At 64.6% G+C, this 21776-nt stretch carries 22 protein-coding genes and 1 pseudogene; 11 read left to right on the forward strand and 12 right to left on the reverse strand.

Annotation, left to right across the window (positions count from 1 at the left end; genetic code table 11):
* From ACK1U9_RS12360 to ACK1U9_RS12375, 4 genes are all read right to left on the reverse strand, one after another.
* Nucleotides 1-1324: imelysin family protein (locus tag ACK1U9_RS12360; RefSeq protein ID WP_449109921.1), on the reverse strand; the 1324-nt coding region annotated here is incomplete at its 3' end.
* A 157-nt stretch (nucleotides 1325-1481) separates the two neighbouring features.
* Nucleotides 1482-3536 carry a putative bifunctional diguanylate cyclase/phosphodiesterase gene (locus ACK1U9_RS12365; protein WP_046616943.1) on the reverse strand — a complete coding sequence of 685 codons (2055 nt, stop codon included), beginning with the start codon at nucleotides 3534-3536 and terminating at the stop codon, nucleotides 1482-1484.
* A gap of 328 nt (nucleotides 3537-3864) precedes the next feature.
* Entirely contained in the window at nucleotides 3865-4461 is a 597-nt protein-coding gene (locus ACK1U9_RS12370) for a superoxide dismutase (protein WP_013974076.1), read from the reverse strand.
* Nucleotides 4462-4743: 282 nt separating this feature from the next.
* Entirely contained in the window at nucleotides 4744-5343 is a 600-nt protein-coding gene (locus ACK1U9_RS12375; RefSeq protein ID WP_046616941.1) for a LysE/ArgO family amino acid transporter, read from the reverse strand.
* A 97-nt stretch (nucleotides 5344-5440) separates the two neighbouring features.
* On the opposite strand from ACK1U9_RS12375, the gene ACK1U9_RS12380 reads away from it, so the two are divergent.
* From ACK1U9_RS12380 to ACK1U9_RS12390, 3 genes are all read left to right on the forward strand, one after another.
* Nucleotides 5441-6331, forward strand: coding sequence for a LysR family transcriptional regulator ArgP (locus ACK1U9_RS12380; RefSeq protein ID WP_046616940.1), 891 nt, complete (start codon nucleotides 5441-5443; stop codon nucleotides 6329-6331).
* 49 nt (nucleotides 6332-6380) lie between these two features.
* The gene (locus ACK1U9_RS12385; protein ID WP_046616937.1) at nucleotides 6381-7376 is read left to right on the forward strand and encodes an NAD-dependent epimerase/dehydratase family protein; all 996 of its coding nucleotides are present in this window, start codon (nucleotides 6381-6383) and stop codon (nucleotides 7374-7376) included.
* Nucleotides 7377-7463: 87 nt separating this feature from the next.
* The gene (locus tag ACK1U9_RS12390; RefSeq protein ID WP_449109922.1) at nucleotides 7464-8342 is read left to right on the forward strand and encodes an ATPase; all 879 of its coding nucleotides are present in this window, start codon (nucleotides 7464-7466) and stop codon (nucleotides 8340-8342) included.
* A gap of 108 nt (nucleotides 8343-8450) precedes the next feature.
* Here ACK1U9_RS12390 and ACK1U9_RS12395 read toward each other — a convergent pair whose 3' ends face one another.
* Nucleotides 8451-9500: an alkene reductase gene (locus ACK1U9_RS12395; RefSeq protein WP_046616935.1), complete on the reverse strand. Its 1050-nt coding sequence runs from the start codon at nucleotides 9498-9500 to the stop codon at nucleotides 8451-8453.
* 17 nt (nucleotides 9501-9517) lie between these two features.
* The gene (locus ACK1U9_RS12400; protein ID WP_015271675.1) at nucleotides 9518-9820 is read right to left on the reverse strand and encodes an ArsR/SmtB family transcription factor; all 303 of its coding nucleotides are present in this window, start codon (nucleotides 9818-9820) and stop codon (nucleotides 9518-9520) included.
* A 150-nt stretch (nucleotides 9821-9970) separates the two neighbouring features.
* Between ACK1U9_RS12400 and ACK1U9_RS12405 the strand changes: the two genes are divergently transcribed.
* On the forward strand, nucleotides 9971-10555 hold the full coding sequence (locus ACK1U9_RS12405) for an acyl carrier protein phosphodiesterase (protein ID WP_108480666.1): 585 nt from the start codon (nucleotides 9971-9973) through the stop codon (nucleotides 10553-10555).
* 179 nt (nucleotides 10556-10734) lie between these two features.
* Here ACK1U9_RS12405 and ACK1U9_RS12410 read toward each other — a convergent pair whose 3' ends face one another.
* On the reverse strand, nucleotides 10735-11523 hold the full coding sequence (locus ACK1U9_RS12410) for a lysophospholipid acyltransferase family protein (RefSeq protein WP_085601218.1): 789 nt from the start codon (nucleotides 11521-11523) through the stop codon (nucleotides 10735-10737).
* Nucleotides 11523-12278, reverse strand: a complete 756-nt coding sequence (gene olsB / locus ACK1U9_RS12415) for an L-ornithine N(alpha)-acyltransferase (RefSeq protein ID WP_015271672.1) — start codon at nucleotides 12276-12278, stop codon at nucleotides 11523-11525. The genes ACK1U9_RS12410 and olsB overlap by 1 nt, the downstream gene beginning before the upstream one ends.
* Nucleotides 12279-12438: 160 nt before the next feature.
* Between olsB and ACK1U9_RS12420 the strand changes: the two genes are divergently transcribed.
* The 6 genes and pseudogenes from ACK1U9_RS12420 to ACK1U9_RS12445 all read left to right on the forward strand — a co-directional run.
* A complete protein-coding gene (locus tag ACK1U9_RS12420) occupies nucleotides 12439-13326 on the forward strand; it encodes an acyl-CoA dehydrogenase (protein ID WP_085601219.1) in 888 nt (295 codons plus the stop codon).
* A 167-nt stretch (nucleotides 13327-13493) separates the two neighbouring features.
* Nucleotides 13494-14576 carry a serine hydrolase domain-containing protein gene (locus tag ACK1U9_RS12425; protein ID WP_108480667.1) on the forward strand — a complete coding sequence of 361 codons (1083 nt, stop codon included), beginning with the start codon at nucleotides 13494-13496 and terminating at the stop codon, nucleotides 14574-14576.
* Nucleotides 14573-14869: a hypothetical protein gene (locus ACK1U9_RS12430; RefSeq protein ID WP_046616928.1), complete on the forward strand. Its 297-nt coding sequence runs from the start codon at nucleotides 14573-14575 to the stop codon at nucleotides 14867-14869. The genes ACK1U9_RS12425 and ACK1U9_RS12430 overlap by 4 nt, the downstream gene beginning before the upstream one ends.
* A 44-nt stretch (nucleotides 14870-14913) precedes the next feature.
* Nucleotides 14914-15495, forward strand: coding sequence for a YceI family protein (locus ACK1U9_RS12435; protein WP_046616926.1), 582 nt, complete (start codon nucleotides 14914-14916; stop codon nucleotides 15493-15495).
* Between the two features lies 1 nt (nucleotide 15496).
* On the forward strand, nucleotides 15497-16654 hold the full coding sequence (locus ACK1U9_RS12440; RefSeq protein WP_015271668.1) for a phospholipase D-like domain-containing protein: 1158 nt from the start codon (nucleotides 15497-15499) through the stop codon (nucleotides 16652-16654).
* Between the two features lie 51 nt (nucleotides 16655-16705).
* Nucleotides 16706-17281 (forward strand): annotated as a pseudogene (locus ACK1U9_RS12445) (DJ-1/PfpI family protein); the annotation flags it as partial.
* A gap of 45 nt (nucleotides 17282-17326) precedes the next feature.
* Here ACK1U9_RS12445 and ACK1U9_RS12450 read toward each other — a convergent pair.
* Genes ACK1U9_RS12450 through ACK1U9_RS12460 form a run of 3 tightly spaced genes read right to left on the reverse strand, consistent with a single transcriptional unit; the run spans nucleotide 17327 to nucleotide 19967 of the window.
* On the reverse strand, nucleotides 17327-17908 hold the full coding sequence (locus ACK1U9_RS12450; protein WP_046615192.1) for a TetR/AcrR family transcriptional regulator: 582 nt from the start codon (nucleotides 17906-17908) through the stop codon (nucleotides 17327-17329).
* Nucleotides 17909-17920: 12 nt separating this feature from the next.
* Nucleotides 17921-18769: a 3-hydroxybutyryl-CoA dehydrogenase gene (locus tag ACK1U9_RS12455; RefSeq protein WP_046615193.1), complete on the reverse strand. Its 849-nt coding sequence runs from the start codon at nucleotides 18767-18769 to the stop codon at nucleotides 17921-17923.
* Nucleotides 18770-18782: 13 nt separating this feature from the next.
* Nucleotides 18783-19967 (reverse strand): acetyl-CoA C-acyltransferase family protein, encoded by a 1185-nt coding sequence (locus ACK1U9_RS12460; RefSeq protein ID WP_046615194.1) that lies wholly within the window; start codon nucleotides 19965-19967, stop codon nucleotides 18783-18785.
* Between the two features lie 168 nt (nucleotides 19968-20135).
* On the opposite strand from ACK1U9_RS12460, the gene ACK1U9_RS12465 reads away from it, so the two are divergent.
* Entirely contained in the window at nucleotides 20136-21146 is a 1011-nt protein-coding gene (locus tag ACK1U9_RS12465; RefSeq protein ID WP_449109923.1) for an AraC family transcriptional regulator ligand-binding domain-containing protein, read from the forward strand.
* Nucleotides 21147-21276: 130 nt separating this feature from the next.
* Here the strand turns inward: ACK1U9_RS12465 and ACK1U9_RS12470 are convergent, their stop codons facing one another.
* Nucleotides 21277-21714 carry a carboxymuconolactone decarboxylase family protein gene (locus ACK1U9_RS12470; protein ID WP_025338700.1) on the reverse strand — a complete coding sequence of 146 codons (438 nt, stop codon included), beginning with the start codon at nucleotides 21712-21714 and terminating at the stop codon, nucleotides 21277-21279.
* Nucleotides 21715-21776 lie beyond the last annotated feature (62 nt).

A 21776-nucleotide genomic window follows, 5' to 3' on the forward strand; every position in this document is an offset into this window, starting at 1 on the left:
CTGCGGTATCCGGGTTCAGGTTGGCAATGCCCAGCTTGCCCGCGGCCTGCTCGATCGCACCGGTCTGCTTGACCAGGGAGGCAATGGCGTCACGCACGATCTGGTTGCCGGCTGCGTTGTCGGCAGCGATCAGCTGGTCGTAGTGCTCGCCCTTGAGGGCGTGGTCGACGATCACCTGGATCTTGGCTTCGGTGGCTTCCAGGTCGGCCTTGAGGGTGGCGTCGGCGGCCGGGTCTACCTTGGCCACCAGCGACGACAGGCTCGGGCCGGTCACCTTGCTGCCGTCCGGGCGGGTGTACTCGCCCAGGTAGACGTTGCGGATGCCCTTGGCGTCATAGAAGTGCGAGTAGTGGGTGTTGTCGCTGAAGCAGTCGTGCTCGTCTTCCGGCGAGTTGGCTTCCAGCGAAACCTTCATGCGCTCGCCAGCCAGTTCGCCCAGCGACAGGCTGCCCATGCCGAACAGCATCTTGCGCAGGCCGTCGTTGACCGACTCGGCTTCCAGCTTGGCGCGGTAGTTGTCGGCAACATTCGGTGCCCAGTTGCCGACCATCTCTTCGAGGTCCTTGACCAGCAGGTCGGTGACCGCTTTCAGGTAGGCACGGCGGCGGTCGTTGTGGCCACCGGTGGCGCCCTTGCCTTCAAGGTAATCAGACGCCGGACGGTTGCCCGCGCCCGGGCCGGTGCCGTTCAGGTCCTGGCCCCAGAGCAGGAATTCGATGGCGTGGTAGCCGGTGGCGACGTTGGCTTCGGAGCCGCCCAGCTCGTTCAGGCTGGCCAGCTTCTCGGGAGTGATGTCCTTGACGTCGATCTTCTCTTCGCCCACCTGGATCTCGGTGTTGGCGATGATGTTGGCGTTGGCTGCCGGGTTGCCCAGGGCGTGCTCATAGCTCTTGTCGACGTAGTCGATCAGGCCTTCGTCCAGCGGCCAGGCATTCACCTGGCCTTCCCAGTCGTCGATGATGGTGTTGCCGAAGCGGAAGGCTTCGCTCTGCAGGTACGGTACGCGCGAGGCGACCCAGGCTTCCCTGGCTGCCTTCAGGGTTTCGTCGTTGGGCTTGGCCAGGAACGCGTCGACTGCGGTCTGCAGAGTCTTGGCGGTGCTCAGCGAATCGCTGTACACGGCGTAGACCAGCTCTGCGTAATGCTTGACCACGGCTTTGCCGGCGGCTTCGTCGACAACCCCGGGCGCCGCAGCGTTGGTGCTGGCGGCAGCAGGTGCCTGAGCTTGCGGCGCGGCGGCCTTGTCGTCCTTGCCTTCACCGCAACCGGCGAGAGCGATGGCAATGGCCAGCAGACTGGCGGAGGCCAGAGGCATTCGAATCATTATTGGTTTTCCTGCGTCGTGTGGTTGGACCATGGGTAGACCGTGCGCCGTGGCACGCGAAACGGCAACATCATGCGAAAGATTTGCATTTGCTGTAAAGGGGGCGGGCATGCAATTCGTGTAAATGCCGGTCATGGCCTGTAACCGGGCTGGCGGCTCAGAACATCGAAACCTGGTTGCGCTGCGCCTGCTTGAGGAAGTTGGTCAGCTCACGGGCCGACAGCGGCTTGCTGTAGTGGTAGCCCTGGCCCTCGTGGCAGCCTTGGGCGACGATATAGCTTTCCTGTTCGGCGGTTTCCACGCCTTCGGCGATCACCTGCATCCCCAGGCTCTTGCCGAGCTGGATGATGGCACGAACGATGGTAGCGTCGTCATCGTCGTCCAGCAGGTCCTGGACGAAGCTCTTGTCGATCTTGATCTTGTCCAGCGGCAGCGATTTCAGGTAGCTGAGCGACGAGTAGCCGGTGCCGAAGTCGTCGATGGCAATCAGTGCTCCGGAGCGGCGCAGGCTCAGCAGGTGCTGGGCGGCGGTGCTGATGTCTTCCATCAGGCCGGTCTCGGTGACTTCCAGCTCCAGGCTGCGTGGTGGCAGGCGGTAGGCCTGCAGCAGGTTGTTGACTACCCGCGGCAGTTCGTTGTGGTGCAGCTGCACGGTGGACAGGTTGACCGCCATGCGCAGGTCGCTGAAGCCCATGTCGTGCCATTCGCGCAGTTGCCGGCAGGCCTGGTCGAGCACCCATTCGCCAATGCTGATGATGCTGCCGTTCTGTTCGGCCAGGGGGATGAACTGGTCTGGCGGTACCATGCCCAGCTCCGGGTGCTGCCAGCGCAGCAGCGCCTCGACACCGACCACGCGGTGGTCGCGGTAGCTGATCTGTGGCTGATACACCAGGTACAGCTGGTTGCGTGGCAGGGCTTCGCGCAGGTCCTTTTCCAGCTCGCGACGGCGGCGCATCTCGCTGTCGACGCTGGCGATGTAGAACTGGTAGCGGTTGCGCGAACGGGCCTTGGCCAGGGTCATGGTCTGTTCGGCTTTCTGCAACAGCTTCTCGGTGCTGTCGCCGTCTTCCGGGAACAGTGTGATGCCGATGGTGGCGCGCAGGCGGATTTGCTGGTGGTGGTCGAGGTCGAACGGCACTTCCAGGTCATCGAGGATACTCTGTGCCAGTTCGGCCGCCTCGTAAGGCTGCTCGATATTGGCCTGCACCAGGGCGAACTGGTCGCCACCCAGGCGTGCCAGGGCGCCCAGGCGGCCACTGTGGGCGCGCAGGCGGTCGGCCAGGGCCAGCAGCAGCTGGTCGCCGACCTGGTAGCTGAACTGCTCGTTGATGCCCTTGAAGTCGTCCAGGCCTACGCACAGTACTGCCACACGGTGTTGCAGGCGGCCGCCGTCGACGAGGATCTTGTCCAGTTGCTGCTGCAGTTGCTGGCGGTTGGGCAGGCCGGTGAGGAAGTCGTACTGGGCCATGCGTTGCAGGCTGTTTTCCGCCTCGTGGCGCAGATGGGTGTTGCGCTCGATCGAGGCCAGCAACTGGTTGGCGGTATTTACCCAGAGACCCAGCTCGTTCTTCTCGTGGCCCTTGAGCAGCGGCAGCTGGTGCTGGCTGGGGCGGTCGGGGTTGATCTGGGTGAGGTGCTCGATGATCTTCGACAGCGGTTTGGTCAGCAGCCAGTGGTAGACCAGGTACAGCACCAGACCCATGGCCAGGGCCCGCAGCACGCCGGAGATGAAGATGATCACGGCGTTGATCAGGAAGTCTTCGCCGTAGGACGAGGTGTCCAGGGTGATACTCAGGTCGCCGTAGTATTCGCTGTAGGGGCCGCGGCCGACCAGTTGCGTGGTGTAGGTGCGTTCCTGGCCGAGGATCAGGTCGGTCAGCCAGCGCATGGACATGTCCTGCAGCGGGCGGGACTTTTCCGCCAGCATGGTTTCGTTGGGGTGGCCGATGGAGGCCATGCGTACCGATTCGTCCTGGAACAGGCCTTCCATCACTTGCATGCCCATTTCGCGGTCGAGGCTGTATACGGCCTGGGTCGAGGGGTCGCGGAACATGTCGAGGATGCGCTGGGCATCGTTGTTCACGGCCTGGCGGGTCTTGTAGGTGTCGTAGACGATTTGCGCACAGCTGAGCACGACACCGACCGCTAGCGCCGACAGCAGCACGACCCTGAGCAACTTGACCGACAAGCTGTTCCGCAATTCCAGCTTCAATGGGGTTTCCTTAATCCATGCGCATGGCATCATTTTGCCATCAACGATGACGATACACTATCGGCCGACCTTCAGTAGTGTATCGGTTGCCTAACCCCGCAACTTGAATGCGCCGTAACGATATTCCAGAGGTTTGATGTTAGCGTGCTATGCGGGCTGAGCAAGCAAAACCGTGCCGGCTTTGCGCGGTTAAACCCGCTCCCACAGGGATAGCATCAAGTCCACAAGCGGCGCCGTACCTGTGGGAGCGGGTTCACCCGCAAAGAGGCCGGTACAGGCATAAAAAAACCCGGCACCAGGCCGGGTTTTTCGTTCAGGGCTGAATGACTCAGGCCTTGAAGGTCTTGCCTTCGAACTGTTCGGCAACGAAGGCCCAGTTGACCAGGTTCCAGAACGCCTCGACGTACTTCGGACGCAGGTTGCGGTAGTCGATGTAGTAGGCGTGTTCCCAGACGTCGCAGGTCAGCAGCGGGGTGTCGCCGCTGGTCAGCGGGCAGCCGGCGCCGATGGTGCTGGCCAGGGCCAGGGAACCGTCAGCCTTCTTCACCAGCCAGCCCCAGCCGGAACCGAAGGTGCCAACCGAAGTCTTGGTGAACTCTTCCTTGAACTTGTCGAAGGAACCGAAAGCGGCGTTGATGGCGTCAGCCAGGGCACCGGTCGGCTGGCCACCGGCGTTTGGTGCCAGGCAGTTCCAGTAGAAGGTGTGGTTCCAGACTTGAGCGGCGTTGTTGAAGATACCGCCCGAAGAGCTCTTGACGATCTCTTCCAGGGTCTTGCCTTCGAATTCGGTGCCTGGGACCAGGTTGTTCAGGTTCACGACATAGGTGTTGTGGTGCTTGTCGTGGTGATACTCCAGGGTTTCCTTGGAGATGTGCGGCTGCAGGGCATCGTGGGCGTATGGCAGCGGCGGCAATTCAAAAGCCATGGTGGATCTCCTGATTCAGGTCTGTTTGCGGTTTGCGCAAGGCCGATCACGGGCGGCCCGATGAGCGTCGGCGAGTTTGTACTCTTTGCGACGCAAGCGCTGGATCATAGCACCGGGCCCGGCGCATAACCACGCAACAAAGATAGGGAATAGAGGTTCCAGAGCGGTTGGGGTGTGCCGACCGGTGGTGTTCGGCTTAACGCTTGTAGCGCCTGTGAGACCGAGCGCCGCGCGGGCGGCGCTCGGTCTCACAGGCGATAAAGATGTTGTGGTGAGCCCAGGTCAGTTGAAGATCAACTGCGCCGCCACCGCGAACATCATCACCGCCACCATCAGGTCGAGCATGCGCCAGGTCGCCGGCCGGGCCAGCCACGGTGCCAGCCAGGCCGCGCCGATCGCCAGGGTCGAGAACCACAGCAGCGAGGCGCTGGCGGCACCGGCCACGTAGGCACCGGGCGCAGCCTGCTGGGCGCCCAGCGAGCCGATCAGCAGCACCGTGTCGAGGTACACGTGCGGGTTCAGCAGGGTCACTGCCAAGGCACTGAGCAGTACCGCGCGGCGTGACCGGGCACCCTGGCCTTGCTGGTGCTGCAGGCTCTGCCTGGAGCAGGCGCTGCGCAAAGCCTTGGCGCCGTACCAGATCAGGAACACTGCACCGCCCCAGCGGGCGATCGCCAGCAACGTCGGGTTGTGCGCCAGCACGGTGGCAAGGCCGAACACTCCGGCAGCCACCAGGATGGCGTCACAGATGATGCACAGTGCCGCCACCGGCAAATGATGCTCGCGGCGCAAGCTCTGGGCGAGGACGAAGGCGTTCTGTGCACCGATGGCCATGATCAGGCCGAAGGCCACGAGCATGCCGTTAAGATAGCTTTGCCACATGGCGTGCTCTCCAAAGAGTCCAAAAGATGCTGGTCATTGTGATGAAGCACGCTGTATAAGAAAAACAAATAGATCTGATCCGTCATTAGGAAAATCGATGTTCGACTACAAACTGCTGGCCGCCCTTGCTGCGGTGATCGAGCAGGGCGGTTTCGAACGCGCGGCGCAGGTGCTGGGCTTGTCGCAGTCGGCCATCTCCCAGCGCATCAAGCTGCTCGAGGCGCGGGTCGGCCAGCCGGTGCTGGTGCGTGCCACACCGCCAAGCCCTACCGAAGTCGGCCGCCAGTTGCTCAACCATGTGCAGCAGGTGCGCCTGCTCGAACGCGACCTGCAGCGCCAGGTGCCGGCGCTGGATGAGGAGGGCATGCCCGAGCGCCTGCGCATCGCCCTCAACGCCGACAGCCTGGCGACCTGGTGGGCCGGCGCAGTGGGCAACTTCTGCGCACAGCACAATGTGCTGACCGACCTGGTGGTGGAGGACCAGGAAGTGGGCCTGAAACGCATGCGTGCGGGCGAAGTGGCGGCTTGCCTGTGTGGCAGCGAGCGGCCAGTGGCCGGCGCGCGCAGCCTGCCGCTGGGCGCCATGCGCTACAGGGCGCTGGCCAGTCCCGGGTTCATGGCGCGGCATTTTCCACACGGTTTCGTTGCCAGCCGCCTGGCCCGTACCCCGGCGATCGTGTATGGCCCGGACGACTTCCTGCAACACCGTTACCTGGCATCGCTGGGCATCGAAGATGGCTTCCTGCACCACTTGTGCCCGTCATCCGAAGGCTTCCTGCGCATGACCGAAGCCGGCCTGGGCTGGGGGTTGGTGCCGGAACTGCAGGCTCGCGAGCAACTGGCCAGCGGGCAGTTGGTGGAAATCTGCAGCGATACCCCCATCGATGTGCCGCTGTACTGGCATCATTGGCGCAATGGCGGGCAACTGCTCGCGCAACTGACCGACCACCTGCGGCACACCGCGCGGCAATGGCTGGTGCCCTTGTAGCCACGGCTGGCGTCAGTTGCATCTGAAATCTGGCAAGACGGAGTCTTACATGCGAATTCTGGTCACCGGCGCGAGTGGCTTCATTGGCGGGCGCTTTGCGCGCTTTGCCCTGGAGCAGGGCCTGGACGTGCGGGTCAGCGGCCGTCGAGCCGAGGGGGTCGAGCACCTGGTCAAGCGCGGCGCTCAGTTCATCCCCGGCGACCTGGGTGATGCCGAGTTGGCACGCCGCCTGTGCCAGGGCGTCGAGGCGGTGGTGCACTGCGCTGGCGCAGTAGGCAACTGGGGGCGCTACCAGGATTTTTACCAAGGCAATGTGATGGTCACCGAAAACGTGGTCGAGGGCTGCTTGAAGGAGCACGTACGGCGGCTGGTACACCTGTCGTCGCCGTCGATCTACTTCAATGGCCGCTCGCGCCTGGACATCCGGGAAGACCAGGTGCCGCGCCGCTTCCATGACCATTACGCGCAGACCAAGCACATGGCCGAGCAGAAAGTGTTCGGTGCCCAGGAGTTTGGCCTTGAAGTACTGGCGCTGCGCCCACGCTTCGTCACCGGTGCCGGCGATGCCAGTATCTTCCCGCGGCTGATGCAGATGCAGCGCAAGGGGCGTGTGGCGATCATCGGCAACGGCCTGAACAAAGTCGATTTCACCAGCGTGCACAACCTCAACGAAGCGCTGCTCAGTGCCCTGTTTGCCGACGACCGGGCGCTGGGCCAGGCCTACAACATCAGCAACGGCCAACCGCTGCCGCTGTGGGACGTGGTCAACTACGTGATGCGCCAGATGCAGCTGCCGCAGGTTACCCGTTACCGCTCCTACGGCCTGGCCTACAGCCTCGCCGCGCTGAACGAGGCGGCCTGCATGTTGTGGCCGGGGCGCCCGCAACCGACCCTGTCGCGCCTGGGGATGCAGGTGATGAGCCGCGATTTCACCCTAGATATCAGCCGCGCCCGGCAGCACCTGGACTACCAACCCAAGGTCAGCCTGTGGACGGCGCTGGATGAATTCTGTGCCTGGTGGAAGCACCAGCCGCCGGGGCAGTGAAGCCGGCCGGCCGACAATGGTCATCAACGCGCCGCGCTGGCGGTTTATACTCGTGCCTCTTTGCGACTACCGCGGTTGAATGTATCCATGCGTAACCATGCTCACGATGACTACGATGACTACGATGACGTGCCTACCCTGCGTGCCGGCACCCATGACGATGACGAACTGATGCCGGCGCACGTGGTGCGCAGCCGCCAGAAAGCCGCTCGGGGTGCCAGCACGGCGCCGCTGTGGGCGTTGCTCGGGGCCTCGTTCATCGCCTTGGCGGGGCTTGGCTGGTGGAGCTTCCAGCAGATCTCGCTGATGGAGCAGCAGTTGGTGGCGACCCAGGAAAGCTTTGCCCGCATCAGTGAAGAGGCGGCGGGGCGCCTGCAGGCGATCAGCGGCAAGGTGGCGGCCAGCGAATCCGGCGCCACCACCAACAGCGAGGCGCTGAAGCTGCAGCTGCGCGAGTTGCAGAAGGGTGTGGCGGGGCAGACCGGCGACCTGGGCAAGCGCCTGGAGCAGGTGCTGGCCGATACCCGTGAACAGCAAAAGGCCGTGACCCAGTTGCAAACCCAGTTGCAGGCACAGCTGAAAGCGGTGAATGGCGAGCTGGCCGCGTTGCGCTCGGGGCAGGTCGATGGTGGCAAGCTGGATACGCAATTCAAGGGCCTGAACGAACAGGTAGCTGCGCTGAAGGCCGCGCAGGTGGATGGCGCCAAGCTGGACGGGCAGCTCAAGAGCCTGGGCAGCGAGGTGGCGGCGCTGAAGAAGCAGGGTAACCCGAGTGCGGCCATCCAGGGCCTGGAACAGGATATCCTGGTGCTCAAGAGCCAGGTCGACAACCGCCCGGCTGCTGCGTCGGCGGGTGGTGCTTCGGTGCAGGAATTCGACGCCTTCCGGGCGCAGACGACCCGCAACCTGAATACCTTGCAGAGCCAGATCCAGAACCTGCAGCAGCAGATCAACGCCCGGCCGTGAGATCACCTGAGCCTTCTTCGCGGGCACGCCCGCTCCCACAGGTACAGCGACAAGCTTGAAGATTGTGCTGACCCTGTGGGAGCGGGCGTGCCCGCGAATGGCCCTGAATCACAACCGCGGATAATCGATGTATCCCACCGGCCCCTTGCCATAGAAAGTCTCCGGCCGCGCCTCGTTCAACGGCGCATCCGCCGCCAGCCGTGCCGGCAGGTCAGGGTTGGCGATGAACGGCACGCCAAACGCCACTGCATCCGCCTTGCCGCTGGCGAGGGCCGCATTGGCACTGGCTTTGTCAAACCGCTCATTGACGATATACGGGCCGCCAAACGCTTCTTTGATCAATGGGCCAATGCTGTCATCGGCTTCCCGTTCCCGCGAACAGATGAAGGCGATACCCCGCTTGCCCAGCTCACGGGCCACGTAGGTAAAGGTTTCGGCACGGTCGGCATCGCCCATGTCATGGGCATCGGCACGCGGCGCCAGGTGCACGCCCACGCGGTTCGCACCCCACACCTCGATAGCTGCATCGGTCACTTCCAGCAGCAGCCGCGCACGGTTTTCCAGCGAGCCGCCATAGTGGTCGGTGCGCTGGTTGGTGCTGCTCTGCAGGAACTGGTCGAGCAGGTAGCCGTTGGCACCGTGGATTTCCACGCCATCGAAACCGGCAGCCTTTGCATTCTCGGCACCGCTGCGGTAGGCCTCGACGATGTCGATGATTTCTTCGGTTTCCAGCGCGCGTGGGGTGGGGTAGTCACTGAGCGGGCGCACCAGGCTTACATGGCCCTTGGGCTGGATCGCGCTGGGGGCCACCGGCAGCTCGCCGTTCAGGTAGCTGGGGTGGGAGATGCGGCCAACGTGCCAAAGCTGCAGGAAGATGCGCCCGCCAGCGGCATGTACGGCCTTTGTCACATTGTTCCAGCCACGCACCTGCTCGTCGTTCCAGATACCAGGGGTATCCGGGTAGCCGACGCCCATGGCGCTGACCGAGGTCGCCTCGCTGAGGATCAGCCCGGCGCTGGCGCGTTGTACGTAGTACTCGGCCATCAGCGCGTTGGGCACGCGGCCTTCGTCGGCCCGGCAGCGGGTGAGCGGGGCCATGATGATGCGGTTGGGCAGTTGCAGGTCGCCCAGTGTGATTGGATCGAAAAGCGTGGTCATGACGGTTACCTGCCTGTTCAGAGTGCTTGGCGCAGTTGTTCGAGAAACGCCTGGATGGTGGCTTCGTTGCGTTTGAAGAAGTGCCATTGGCCGATCTTCTGGCTGCTGATCAGCCCGGCGCGCTGCAGGGTGGCCAGGTGGGCGGAGACGGTCGACTGCGACAGGCCGCAGCGTTGGTCGATCTGCCCGGCACACACACCGTTCTCGGTGCTGTGATACTGGTCGGGGAATTGCGTTGCCGGGTCCTTCAGCCAGCTGAGGATTTCTCGCCTGACCGGGTGGGCAAGCGCTTTTATGATTTCGTCGAGATCGATAGGCATGGGTTCAGACTCGTTGTAGCGGTATATCGCGATATGGCGAAATATAAATCGTGGTTTCTCGATGTACAAATATGAAGAGGTTCTGAGCTGAGCACGAATCGCTATATCGCGTTATAACGATATAGGGCGCGGCAGTGCTAGACTGCGTTCATGAACTACCTTGCACACCTGCATCTCGGCGGCCCGGCGCCGCACCAACTGCTTGGCAGCCTGTATGGCGACTTCGTCAAAGGCTCGCTGGAAGGGCGCTTCCCGCCTGCGCTTGAGGCGGCCATCCGCCTGCACCGGCATATCGACAGCTACACCGACCAGCACCCGTTGGTGCTGGCGGCACTGGCGCGCTTTCCACGGGAGCGGCGGCGCTTTGCCGGCATCGTTCTGGATGTGTTTTTCGATCATTGCCTGGCACGACATTGGCGAGATTATGCCGAGCAGCCGCTGGAGCAGTTCACCGGTGACTTCTATCGGGTATTGCTCGCGCAGCCCGAGTTGCCAGGGCGGCTGGCGCGCATTGCGCCGTTCATGGCGGCAGATGACTGGCTGGGGGCGTATGGCGACTTTGCCACGCTGGAGCAAGTGTTCAACGGCATTGCCCGGCGCTTGTCGCGGCCGGAGGGGATGGTCGGGGTGATGGGAGAGCTGGAGCGGCTGTATGAGCCATTGCTGGCGGACTTCAGGGAGTTTTATCCACAGTTGCAGGCGTTTGCGGCAGCGGGGCGGATGTCTGGCAGTTAGTGCGGGGTTGTCATTGCTGGCCTCTTCGCGGGTAAACCCGCTCCCACAGGTACACCACAGAACGCAGGATGAGTGCCATCCCGGTGGCTCCCACAGGTACACCACAGAGCTCAGGATAAGGGCGGTCCCTGTGGGAGCGGGTTCACCCGCGAAAGGGCCAGAACAGGCAGTACAAGAATTCAGGCAGCCCGCGCCTGCCGCCGTGGCGCCAGCTCAACTTCTTCAACCCCGAACAGCGCCAGGTGAATCGCCTGCTGCGCCTGCAACGCCAGCACCGCTCTCTCCTTGCCCACGCTGCCGATCGGCTGCAGCAGGTGAATGCATACCTCGCCCCGTGGCAGGGCGAACAGGCGCATCAGGTGCGAAACAAGGTCATCGTCACCTATGAACGGTGCAATCGGGTCGATCTGGCCATCGCGCAGGTACTGGATGGCGACCGGCTGCACCGCCACGCCACGGTCGATGGCGCCTGCCAACAGGCGACCATGGAAGGTGCGCAGGGTACGGCCGCTGGTGGTGGTGCCTTCCGGAAAGATCAGTAGCGGCCGGGAAAGGCCCAGTTGCCCGGCGATCTGTTCACGCAGGCGCTGGCTGTCGCCCCCGCCACGGCGGATGAACAGGGTACCGGCCTTTTCCGCCAGCCAGCCGGCCACCGGCCAGTGGCGCACTTCGGCCTTGGACAGGAACGACAGGGGCAGCAGCATGCCGAGCAGCGGGATATCGGTCCAGGACACGTGGTTGCTGACCCACAGCATCGGCCGCTTCGGTAGCTCGCCGACCACCCGCACATCGAAGGGCAGGGCCGCGACCAGTCGCTTCATGAACAGGCAGGTCCAGCGCTGGCGGCGCTCGATAGGTGCCTTGAACCCCAGGCGTTCGCCCAGGGCGATCACGCTGGCCATCAGCATGCCCAGCAGCAGTACCAGCAGCAGTCGAGTCAGGCGGGCCATTACCCGCAGCTTCGGCATCAGACCGCTGCCTTGAAGTGGCGGGCGTAGCGCGGGCACAGTTCGTCGCGCTTGAGCAGAATGAACACATCGGCCACCTGGAAGTCTTCGTCCCAGCACGGCTCGCCGCAGATCTTCGCGCCCAGGCGCATGTACGCCTTGAGCAGCGGTGGCATTTCGGCAATGACGTTGTTCGGCAGGGCCAGGTTTGGCAACGGATTCTTCGGCTCGGCGCGCAGGTGCTCGGTGCACAGATAGCGGTCACGCAGTCGCTGCATCACCGCGTGGGCCTGTACCCCGCCATCCTGCATGGGGATGCTGGCGCAGCCCATCAGGTAGCTGTAGCGGCCTTCGTTGAGCACTTCGGCCAGTTCGCCCCAGAGCACGGCGATGGTGCCGCCGTTGCGGTAGTCGGGGGCTACGCAGGTTCGGCCCAGCTCCAGGATCGGGCCCTGCAGCTGCAACAGGCCGTGCAGGCTGAATTCTTCTTCGCTATAGAAGCGGCCCAGGCTGCTGGCGGCCTGATGGTCCAGCAGGCGGGTGGTGGCAACCAGCTCGCCGGTGCTCAGGTCGCGTACGCCAATGTGGCGGCAGTGCACGTCGTAGTCGTCCATGTCCAGGCCTTGCTCGGCTCCTTTGAGCTTGGCCTTGAATTCGGCGCTGAACACTTTGTAGCGCAGGGCCTGGGCTTCCTGCAGGGCCGCAGCGCCAACCAGGCGTTCGGCTTGCAGACGGCGTTCGGTGCTGTTGTCGCCAGCGTGAGCGATCCGAGTCATTACGAGTCTCCATAAGCCAGCCATGAAGGGTTGCGGCCGGTCGGCTTTGTTGTGCAAAGTCAGCCTAGGTAGATGGGGTGTCACCCCTGTGAATCTTTGGTGATGCTTGCGTGACACCCTCTGAGCCACAACTGAAAGCCCTTCAGCAAGGAGCCGACCGATGGCCTGGTTGCAACGACTCAACGACCCGCTTCGCCAAGCGCTGGCGGGCACCCTGGGCGAAACCTATGCCGCGCTGCTCGAGCGCCTTGGCCCGGTTGCCCCGTTCGAACTGGCAGTGCTCGGCGGGCGTGCGATGGCCACCCCGGGCCTGGCCTTCCTGATCGGCTACCAGGCCGCCCTGCGCGTGCTGTGGCCCAGTGCTCCACCCAGCCTCGGCGCCCTGTGCGCCACCGAGCGGCGCAGCGTGCGGCCAGCGGATATGCGCACGCGCCTGGACGGCTTGCGGCTGACCGGCAGCAAGGACTTCGTCACTGCAGGCCTGGAGGCGGAATGGCTGCTGGTGGCGGCGCGCTGCGAGGCGACGGGCGCGGCGCCACAATTGAATTTGGCGGTGGTCTACCCCGGGGAGCCAGGTGTGACGCTGGAAGCGCTGCCGACCCTGCCGCTGATGCCGGAGGTGGGGCATGGGCGATTGATACTGGAGCAGGCGGCGTGCGAGTTGCTGGCCGGTGATGGTTGGGATGCTTATGTGAAGCCGTTCCGTTCGCTGGAGGACTTGTATGTGCTTACGGCGTTGACGGCCTGGCTGTATGGCGTGGGGCAGGAGTGTGCCTGGCCGCAGGCCCTGCGCCTGCAACTGCTTGGGCTGCTGGCCGGGTGTGCCGAAGGTAGCCGGCAGTGCGCCGATAGCGTTGGTTGCCATTTGTTGCTGGGGGGCCTGTTTGCACAGTTCCAGGCGCTGCGAAGGGAGATCGATGCTGCATTGGCGGCGGGGCCGGCGCAGTGGGCGCAGATCTGGCAGCGTGACCAGGGGGTGATGGCGCTGGCGGCGGCGGCGCGGGAGAAGCGGCTGAACAAGGCTTGGGCTGCTGCGGGATTGTCATGAATGCCTGATAGGTTTGTGTGATCCGATGAATCCTGGGGCCGCTTTGCGGCCCTTTCGCGACACAAGGCCGCTCCCACAAAAGCAAGAGCAACGCGGTTCCCTGTGGGAGCGGCCTTGTGTCGCGAAAGGGCTGCGCAGCAGCCCCAAAATTGCGAGCCTGAAACGGGATGCTGAAAAGTCTGCTGCTGCTTTTTTGCATGGCTACGGGAACCGCCAAAGCCGAGGTCTGGCCAACTCCGGACTGGCCAATCGACAACACCCCCCTCGACTGGCAAGCCGTCGACGCCTACGCCTTCCCCGCACGCACCACCCCCGAACGCAGCGGCATCCGCACCGACGCCTTGCTGATCATCCGCGACGGCCGCATCCTCCACGAACGCTACGCCGCCCCCAGCACTGCCGCCACCGCCCACCTGACCTGGTCGATCAGCAAGAGCGTACTCGCCACGCTATTGGGCGTAGCCCAGGGCGAAGGCCGCTTCCAGCTGCAGGACCCGGTCACCCGCTTCTACCCGGCCATGCACGCCCATCCCGGCGTGCGCATGGCCGATCTGCTGCATTGGGCCAGCGGCCTGGACTGGCAGGAAGACTACGAGTACGCCCCGCTCAAGTCGTCGGTGGTGGCCATGCTCTATACCCGTGGCCGCGAAGACATGGCGGCCTATGCGGCGGCGCGAACAGCGGTGGCCAGCCCAGGCCAGCGGTTTCTGTATTCGAGTGGCGACAGCAACCTGCTGGCCGCCGCGCTTCGCGGCATGCTCGATGCCGGTCAGTACCCCGACTACCCCTGGCATGCACTGTTCAACCCGTTGGGGATCGATAGTGCGGTATGGGAGCGGGACCGCGTGGGTACTTATGTGGGTTCGTCCTACCTGTACCTCAGCGCTCGAGACCTTGCACGCATCGGCCTGCTGATGCAGCGCGACGGGCGCTGGCAGGATCGGCAATTGCTACCCAAGCCCTGGGTGGCCTTCAACCGCACGCCGTTTGCCGAGGCCGAAGCGCTGCCCGGCGAGGCCAACCCCGGTGGCCACTGGTGGCTCAACCAGCCTCTGGACGGTGCTGCACGGCCTTGGCCGAGTGCGCCCGCAGACACCTATGCAGCCCTTGGCCACTGGGGCCAGGCGCTGTACGTGCTGCCCGCGCAAAAGCTGGTGATCGTGCGTTACGCCGATGACCGCGACGGCAGCTACCAGCACGACGAGCTGCTCAAGCGGATACTCGTGGCGCTGGCTGGGGAGGGGGCATGAAGCGGATGCTGTTGGTGGTGTTGCTGGGGCTGGTGTACTGGGCCTGGCACGAGCGCCAGGCTCTGGCGGACTTCCCCGGTATCCTTTCGGCCTACTCGGCCAAGGAATATTGCTCGTGCCGCTTCGTCATGGGGTTCGAGCCGGCGTATTGCCAAGGCTACGTGAAGCAATGGCTGCCGCTGAGCCTGCTGGAGGAAGACAGCCAACAGCGGCAGGTTACCGCCGAAGGCCTGGGCCGTCGCAATCAGGCCGCCTGGCAAGGCCCGCGCGAGGGCTGCCGCTTGCTGCCGTGAAGGCGGGCGGGTAAGGTTGGCGGCCTGGTTTCACGAGATCTGTCATGTTCAAGCTGCCCCGCCTGCTGCCCGCCTTGTTGCTGGCTTTTTGCCTGCCCGCCCATGCCAACTGGCACCTCGATGGCGAGTCTTCGCGCCTTTCGTTCATTACCGGCAAGAACGGTAATACTGCCGAAGTGCACCGCTTCCTGGTGCTGCATGGCACGGTCGACCGCAAGGGTGTGGCCGGGCTGCGCATCGAGATGGATTCGGTGAGCAGCGGTATTCCACTGCGTGACGAGCGCATGCGCGAGGACCTGTTCGAGGTCGAGCGCTTTGCCGAAGCCAAGGTGCAGGCGCAACTGGACCTGCGGCCGATCAACGACCTGGCCAACGGTGCCCAGATCGAACTGCGCCTGCCATTGACCGTGACCCTGCATGGCCAGTCGCACAGCTACAACGCCTTGCTGCTGGCCACCCGGCTGGACGAGCGACGCTTCCAGGTGGTGACCCTTGAGCCCTTGGTGCTGCGCGCCGAAGATTTCGGCCTGTTGCCGGGGCTGCAACGCCTGCGCAAGTTCGCCGGGCTCAAGTCCATCAACCCTTCGGTGCCGGTTAGCGCGGTGCTGATCTTCACCGCCCGCTGACATGCCGGGGCCGGTCTTTCCCTGGCGGGATGGCAACCAGTTCGAACTGCTGATCGACGGCCCCGAGTTTTTTCCGCGCATGCTCCTGGCGATCATGCGCGCCGAGTTCCAGGTCGACCTGGAGCTGTACCTGGTCGAGGCCGGTGACTGCGCGGATGCTGTGGTCGAAGCGCTGGAGCAGGCTGCCCGACGCGGCGTGCGGGTGCGCTGCCTGTTCGACGACTATGGTTCGCTGGCTTTCAACAGCAAGTTGCGTCAGCGCCTGCTGGACGCAGGTGTGTATCTGCGCTGGTACAACCGCCTGCGCTGGAAGCGTGGCCTTCGCAACCTGTACCGCGACCACCGCAAGTTGCTGCTGGTGGACGAGCGCTGGGCCGTGGTGGGTGGTACGGGCGTCACCGACGAGTTCTGGACGCCGGGCGAGGCGACCAGTGAGTGGCACGAGGTGATGGTGCAGATGCAGGGGCCGGTGGTGAGCGACTGGCAGTTGCTGTTCGACCGCCAGTGGCACGCCAACAACCGTCGCACCGCCTGGCGCCCCGCCGAGGGCTTTGGCCTGCCGCGGCTGCCCAAGGTGCCTGCGCAGGGGCAGGGCATGGGCCGGGTGGCCTATGCCGACGCCCGCCAGCACCAGGACATCCTGCATTCGCTGGTGCGGGCGATCAACAGCGGCAAGCAGCGAGTGTGGCTGGCCACGCCTTACTTCCTGCCGACCTGGAGCGTGCGCCGGTCGCTGCGCCGGGCTGCCGGCAAGGGGGTCGATGTGCGGCTGCTGCTGACCGGGCCGCGCACCGATCACCCCTCGGTACGTTACGCCGGACACCGCTATTACCCGCGCCTGCTGCGCGCCGGGGTGCGCATCTATGAGTACCAGCCTTGTTTCCTGCACCTGAAGATGGTGCTGATCGACGACTGGGTCAGTATCGGCTCATGCAACTTCGATCACTGGAACCTGCGTTTCAACCTCGAGGCCAATATCGAGGCGCTCGACCCACCACTGACGGCTGCCGTGCAGGCCAGCTTCGAGCGTGATTTCGCCTTGAGCGAGGTGGTCGACCTGGGCCACTGGAATGCCCGGCCGCTGTGGCGCCGGGTGAAGCAGCGGTTGTGGGGTTGGCTGGACCGGTTGGTGGTCAACTTGCTCGACCGTCGCGACTGAGACCGGCTATCGTGCAGTGACTGTCTCAAGGCAATCGAAGGAGTGGGTGCGATGACGGCGAAGAAGATTCTCATGTTGGTCGGCGACTACGTCGAAGATTACGAAGTCATGGTGCCGTTCCAGGCGTTGAGCATGGTCGGGCACACGGTGCATGCGGTATGCCCGGAAAAGGTCGCGGGGCAGACTGTGCGCACCGCGATTCATGATTTCGAGGGCGAACAGACCTACAGCGAAAAACCGGGGCACAACTTTGCCCTGAACTACGATTTCGTGCGGGTGCGTGCCGAGGGTTATGACGCGTTGTTGATCCCCGGTGGCCGTGCACCGGAGTACCTGCGTCTGGATGAGCGGGTGCTGGAACTGGTGCGGGCGTTCGACCAGGCTGGCAAGCCGATCGCGGCCGTATGCCATGGTGCCCAGCTGTTGGCGGCGGCCGGCGTGCTGGAAGGGCGCGAATGCAGTGCGTACCCGGCGTGTGCGCCGGAAGTGCGCTTGGCGGGCGGGACATTCATCGATATCGCGGTGGACCAGGCGCATGTGGACGGCAACCTGGTGACGGCACCGGCATGGCCGGCGCATCCGGCGTGGCTGGCGGAATTCCTCAAGGTGCTTGGCTCAAGGTTTGCACAGTTCCTGTGGGAGCGGGTTTACCCGCGAAAGGGCCCGAACAGACTAGCGCAGTGTCCGCTCCAGCCCACCCACCAGCATGCTTTCCATCAACCCCAGCCCCTGTTCTTCAGGCAAGGCCTTCAACAGCCCCGGCAACTGGTTCAGCAGCGTCGCCACCACATGCGCCGTGGCCACCAGGGCCTCCCCTTGCAACTTCGCCTGCGGTGCGATCAACCTCAGCAACCCCGCCTCATAGCGCTTGCGCAACAAGGCCAGGCGTGCCTGCTGGTCTTCGCTCAGGCAACAGAAGTCGCGCTCTGCCAGGCGAAACTGCATGGGCCGTTCAGCATGCAGCTGCCAATGTGCGGCAATCAGGCTGCTCAGCGCCGACGCCCCGCGTGCCATGGCCCGCCGCCCCTGGTCCAGGGTGGCCTGCAACTCCTCGTACAACTCCTCGATCAGGTCGTACAACAAGTCCTGCTTGCTGGGAAAGTGGTGGTACAGCGAGCCTGCGGTAAGCCCAACATGGGCTGCCAGCTCGCGCATGCTGACCTGGCCAAAGCCCTTTTCGGCAAACAGCGCCATGGCCCGGTCACGCCGCTCTTCGAAGTTGGCACAGCGCATCGCGGCATTGACCGGGGGCATGGCGTTCGCTCCTCAGTAGGTGAAGAAACCGCGGCCGCTCTTGCGCCCCAGCCAACCGGCCGCGACCATTTCCTTGAGCAACGGGGCAGGGCGGTACTTGCTGTCGTTGAAGCCTTCATGGAAGGCCTCCATGATTGCCAGCAGGGTGTCCAGGCCGATCAGGTCGGCCAGGGCCAGCGGGCCGATCGGCTGGTTGCAACCCAGGCGCATGCCGGTGTCGATATCCTCGGCACTGGCCAGGCCTTCCTGGCGCACGAAGATCGCTTCGTTGATCATCGGCACCAGGATGCGGTTGACCACGAACCCCGGGCGGTTGCCGGCGGTGATCGGGGTCTTGCCGACCTTTTCGGTCACCACGAGCGCCTGGGCGTAGGTGCTGTCGCTGGTCTGCAGGCCGCGAATGATCTCGACCAGCGCCATCATCGGCACCGGGTTGAAGAAGTGCACGCCGATGAATCGCTCGGGGTGCTCGATGCTGGCCGCCAGCTGGGTGACCGACAGCGACGAGGTGTTGGTGGCGATCAGGCAGTCGGCTGCGACGTTGGCAGCCACCTGCTGCAGGATGCGCTGCTTGAGCTGCAGGTTCTCGGTGGCGGCCTCGATCACCATCTGCGCACTGCTGAGCTGGGTGTAGTCGGTGCTGGTGCGAATGCGGGTGCGGGCGGCTGCCGCCTTGTCGGCGTCGAGGGTACCTTTGCCGACCTGGCGCTCGAGGTTCTTGCTCAAGGTGGCCACGCCGCGCTCCAGCGCAGCGTCGGAAACGTCCACCAACAGCACCTGGTAGCCGGCCACCGCACACACCTGGGCAATGCCGTTGCCCATGGTGCCGGCGCCGATCACGGCAATCTGTTCAATGCTCATGTGTCAGTCTCCCTCAGACGCGCTCGAAGACCACGGCGATGCCTTGGCCACCGCCGATGCACATGGTGGCCAGGGCGTAGCGGCCCTGGATGCGCTGCAGCTCATGGATGGCCTTGGTGGCGATGATCGCGCCGGTGGCGCCCACCGGGTGACCCAGCGAAATGCCCGAACCGTTGGGGTTGACCTTTTCCGGGTCGAAGCCCAGTTCGCGAGCCACGGCGCAGGCCTGGGCGGCGAAGGCTTCGTTGGACTCGATCACGTCCAGGTCCTGCACCTTGAGGCCGGTCTTCTCCAGCACCTTGCGGGTGGCCGGGATCGGGCCAAGGCCCATCAGTTCAGGCTCCACGCCGGCATGTGCATAGCCCACCAGGCGTGCCAGCGGTTTCAGGCCCAGGCGGCGCACCGCATCACCACTGGCCAGTACCAGGCCGCCAGCGCCGTCGTTGATGCCACTGGCGTTGCCGGCGGTAACGGTGCCGTCTTTCTTGAACACGGCCTTCATCCCTGCCAGTTGTTCGGCGGTCACCTCGCCACGCACATGCTCGTCGGTGCTGAACTGCACGCTGCCCTTGCGGGTTTTCAGTTCCAGCGGGACGATCTGGCTGGCGAAGCGGCCTTCGGCAATGGCGCGGGCGGCGCGGCGCTGGCTGGTCAGGGCCAGTTCGTCCTGCATTTCGCGGGTGATGCCGTGCTTGGCCGCAACGTTCTCGGCAGTGATGCCCATATGGAAGTGCTCGAACGGGTCCTGCAGCACGCCGACGGTGTAGTCGATGCCTTGCAGGTCACCCATGCGAGCGCCCCAGCGTGCCTGCGGCAGCAGGTACGGGCCACGGCTCATGGATTCGGCGCCCGCCGCCACGGCCACATCGGTATCGCCCAGCAGCAGGCATTGTGCCGCTGATACGATGGCCTGCAGGCCCGAGCCGCACAGGCGGTTGACGTTGAATGCCGGGGTTTCCTTGGGGATGCCGGCGTTCATTGCCGCCACGCGGGCCAGGTAGGCGTCACGTGGTTCGGTCGGGATCACCGTGCCCATCACCAGGTGGCCGACTTGCTCGGCGGCCACGCCCGAGCGCTCGATGGCGGCACGGGTGATGGCGCTGGCCAGGTCGGCCAGCGGCAGGTCCTTGAGGGAACCGCCAAAGCCACCAATGGCTGAACGGACGGCACTGACGACGTAGATTTCTGCGCTGCTCATAGGGGCTCCGATTGCGAAGGCATGGCGGGACCGGGCCAGGCTCTGCGAGAATGGCCGGCGATCCCGGAGTGGGACCGAGTCTAGGCAAAGGCTCTGTTGCAGCCTATGCCGGAACTGTTCAGACAACCTGGCACTTTTTGCCACTCAGCATAGACAGCGAAAACCGCCATGCGCGATAGCGATTCGGTCGCCGTGTACTTCCTCAATGCCATGCTCCACGCCCTGCGCGACTGCCCCGCCGAACGCGATGCGCAGCTGCGCGCGGTGGGCATCGACCCGCAACTGCTCGAGCAACCCCAGGCTCGTGTACCGGCCAAGGCCTTCGCCCAGCTGTGGCTGGCGATGATCCAGCACCTGGACGACGAGTTTTTCCGCCTCGACAGCCATGGCATGCCACCGGGCAGCTTCGCCCTGATCTGCCGGGGCCTGATCCTGGAGCCGAACCTGGAGAAGGCCTTGCGCCAGTGCATGGGCGGTTTTGGCCTGTTCCTGCGCGATTTGCGCGGCAGCCTGACGCTGCGTGGCGGGCGGGCGCTGATCAGTGTGCAGTCGAGCATCGCCGACCCGCTGACCCGGGTGTATGCCGAGGAAACCTACCTGGTGCTGATGATCGGCATGCTGTGCTGGCTGGCCGGGCGGCGGATCGCCATCGACCGCACCGAGCTGGCGGTGTCGCGCCCGGCCCAGGAGGACGACCTGCTGCTGTGGGGGCCGGACCTGCGCCTGGGCAGCGGGCGCACCGAGGTGGAATTTGACAGCGCCTACCTGCGCCTGCCGGTGGTGCAGGACCTGGCGGCCCTGAAAACCTTCCTGCGCAGCGCGCCGCAGGGGCTGGTGATTCGCTTTCGCAACCAGAACGGGCTGGTGGCCGAGGTATACCGGCATCTGCGGATGCGGCGCTATGGGCAGTGGCCGACCCTGGCGGCGCTGGCGCAGCAGCAGGGGATCAGTGCCAGCACTTTCCGTCGCCAGCTGGAGCGGGAGGGGCGTTCGTACCAGCAGATCAAGGACGAGGTGCGCCGGGCAATGGCCTTCGAGCGGTTGCGCGAAGGGGAACTGAGCATTGCCGAGATTGCCGAGCAGACCGGGTTCCAGGAGCCCAGTGCGTTTCACCGGGCGTTCAAGAAGTGGACCGGGCAGAGCCCCGGCAGCTACCGGGCGCGGTTGGCCGGGCGGTAGCGTTCACCTGCACCGGCCCTTTCTCGGGCTTGCCCGCTCCCACAGGTACAGCACAGCATTCAGAACCTGTGCGATCCCTGTGGGAGCGGGCAAGCCCGCGAAGAGGCCGGTACAGGCTACCGATCAATGATCAGGCCGGCACCATGGCAAACCCGACCCCGAAGCGGTTCCAGGCATTGATGGTGGCAATTGCCAGGGTCAGGTTGGCCACCTCGGCCGGCTCGAAGTGTTCCTGCAAGGCTTCATATTCCCCCTGCGGCGCGCCGTGCTCGGGCAGCCGGGTCAGGCTCTCCACCCAGGCCAGCGCAGCACGCTCGCGCGGGGTGAAGTAGGCGGTCTCCTGCCAGACGCACAAGGTCTGCAGGCGCGCCTCGGTCTCACCGGCCTTGCGCGCGTCGTTGGCGTGCAGGTTGACGCAGTAGGCGCAGCCGTTGATCTGCGAGGCCCGCAGGCGCACCAGCTCCAGCAGGGAATTCTCCAGGCCGCTCTTGGCCAGGGCCTGCTCCAGGCCGACCATGGCTTTGTAGGCCTCGGGGGCGTGCTTGGCCCATTCGATACGGTTGTGCATGTTTATCTCCAGTATTCGAGGCTGGCATCGTCCCTGTAGGAGCAGCCTTGGGGGGGGGGAGG

This window comes from Pseudomonas sp. XP1 (genome assembly GCF_053557675.1).

Excerpts from the sequence above, each read along its gene's own strand:
- ACK1U9_RS12420 (WP_085601219.1), top strand. The coding sequence starts at position 12,439 with ATGGCCTGGTTGCAACGACTCAACGACCCGCTTCGCCAAGCGCTGGCG.
- ACK1U9_RS12370 (WP_013974076.1), bottom strand. The coding sequence starts at position 4,461 with ATGGCTTTTGAATTGCCGCCGCTGCCATACGCCCACGATGCCCTGCAG.
- ACK1U9_RS12425 (WP_108480667.1), top strand. The coding sequence starts at position 13,494 with ATGCTGAAAAGTCTGCTGCTGCTTTTTTGCATGGCTACGGGAACCGCC.
- ACK1U9_RS12450 (WP_046615192.1), bottom strand. The coding sequence starts at position 17,908 with ATGCCCCCGGTCAATGCCGCGATGCGCTGTGCCAACTTCGAAGAGCGG.
- ACK1U9_RS12405 (WP_108480666.1), top strand. The coding sequence starts at position 9,971 with ATGAACTACCTTGCACACCTGCATCTCGGCGGCCCGGCGCCGCACCAA.
- ACK1U9_RS12460 (WP_046615194.1), bottom strand. The coding sequence starts at position 19,967 with ATGAGCAGCGCAGAAATCTACGTCGTCAGTGCCGTCCGTTCAGCCATT.
- ACK1U9_RS12385 (WP_046616937.1), top strand. The coding sequence starts at position 6,381 with ATGCGAATTCTGGTCACCGGCGCGAGTGGCTTCATTGGCGGGCGCTTT.
- ACK1U9_RS12440 (WP_015271668.1), top strand. The coding sequence starts at position 15,497 with ATGCCGGGGCCGGTCTTTCCCTGGCGGGATGGCAACCAGTTCGAACTG.
- ACK1U9_RS12455 (WP_046615193.1), bottom strand. The coding sequence starts at position 18,769 with ATGAGCATTGAACAGATTGCCGTGATCGGCGCCGGCACCATGGGCAAC.
- ACK1U9_RS12465 (WP_449109923.1), top strand. The coding sequence starts at position 20,136 with ATGCGCGATAGCGATTCGGTCGCCGTGTACTTCCTCAATGCCATGCTC.
- ACK1U9_RS12410 (WP_085601218.1), bottom strand. The coding sequence starts at position 11,523 with ATGCCGAAGCTGCGGGTAATGGCCCGCCTGACTCGACTGCTGCTGGTA.
- ACK1U9_RS12470 (WP_025338700.1), bottom strand. The coding sequence starts at position 21,714 with ATGCACAACCGTATCGAATGGGCCAAGCACGCCCCCGAGGCCTACAAA.
- ACK1U9_RS12435 (WP_046616926.1), top strand. The coding sequence starts at position 14,914 with ATGTTCAAGCTGCCCCGCCTGCTGCCCGCCTTGTTGCTGGCTTTTTGC.
- ACK1U9_RS12400 (WP_015271675.1), bottom strand. The coding sequence starts at position 9,820 with ATGCCTATCGATCTCGACGAAATCATAAAAGCGCTTGCCCACCCGGTC.
- olsB (WP_015271672.1), bottom strand. The coding sequence starts at position 12,278 with ATGACTCGGATCGCTCACGCTGGCGACAACAGCACCGAACGCCGTCTG.
- ACK1U9_RS12375 (WP_046616941.1), bottom strand. The coding sequence starts at position 5,343 with ATGTGGCAAAGCTATCTTAACGGCATGCTCGTGGCCTTCGGCCTGATC.
- ACK1U9_RS12430 (WP_046616928.1), top strand. The coding sequence starts at position 14,573 with ATGAAGCGGATGCTGTTGGTGGTGTTGCTGGGGCTGGTGTACTGGGCC.
- ACK1U9_RS12390 (WP_449109922.1), top strand. The coding sequence starts at position 7,464 with ATGCGTAACCATGCTCACGATGACTACGATGACTACGATGACGTGCCT.
- ACK1U9_RS12380 (WP_046616940.1), top strand. The coding sequence starts at position 5,441 with ATGTTCGACTACAAACTGCTGGCCGCCCTTGCTGCGGTGATCGAGCAG.
- ACK1U9_RS12395 (WP_046616935.1), bottom strand. The coding sequence starts at position 9,500 with ATGACCACGCTTTTCGATCCAATCACACTGGGCGACCTGCAACTGCCC.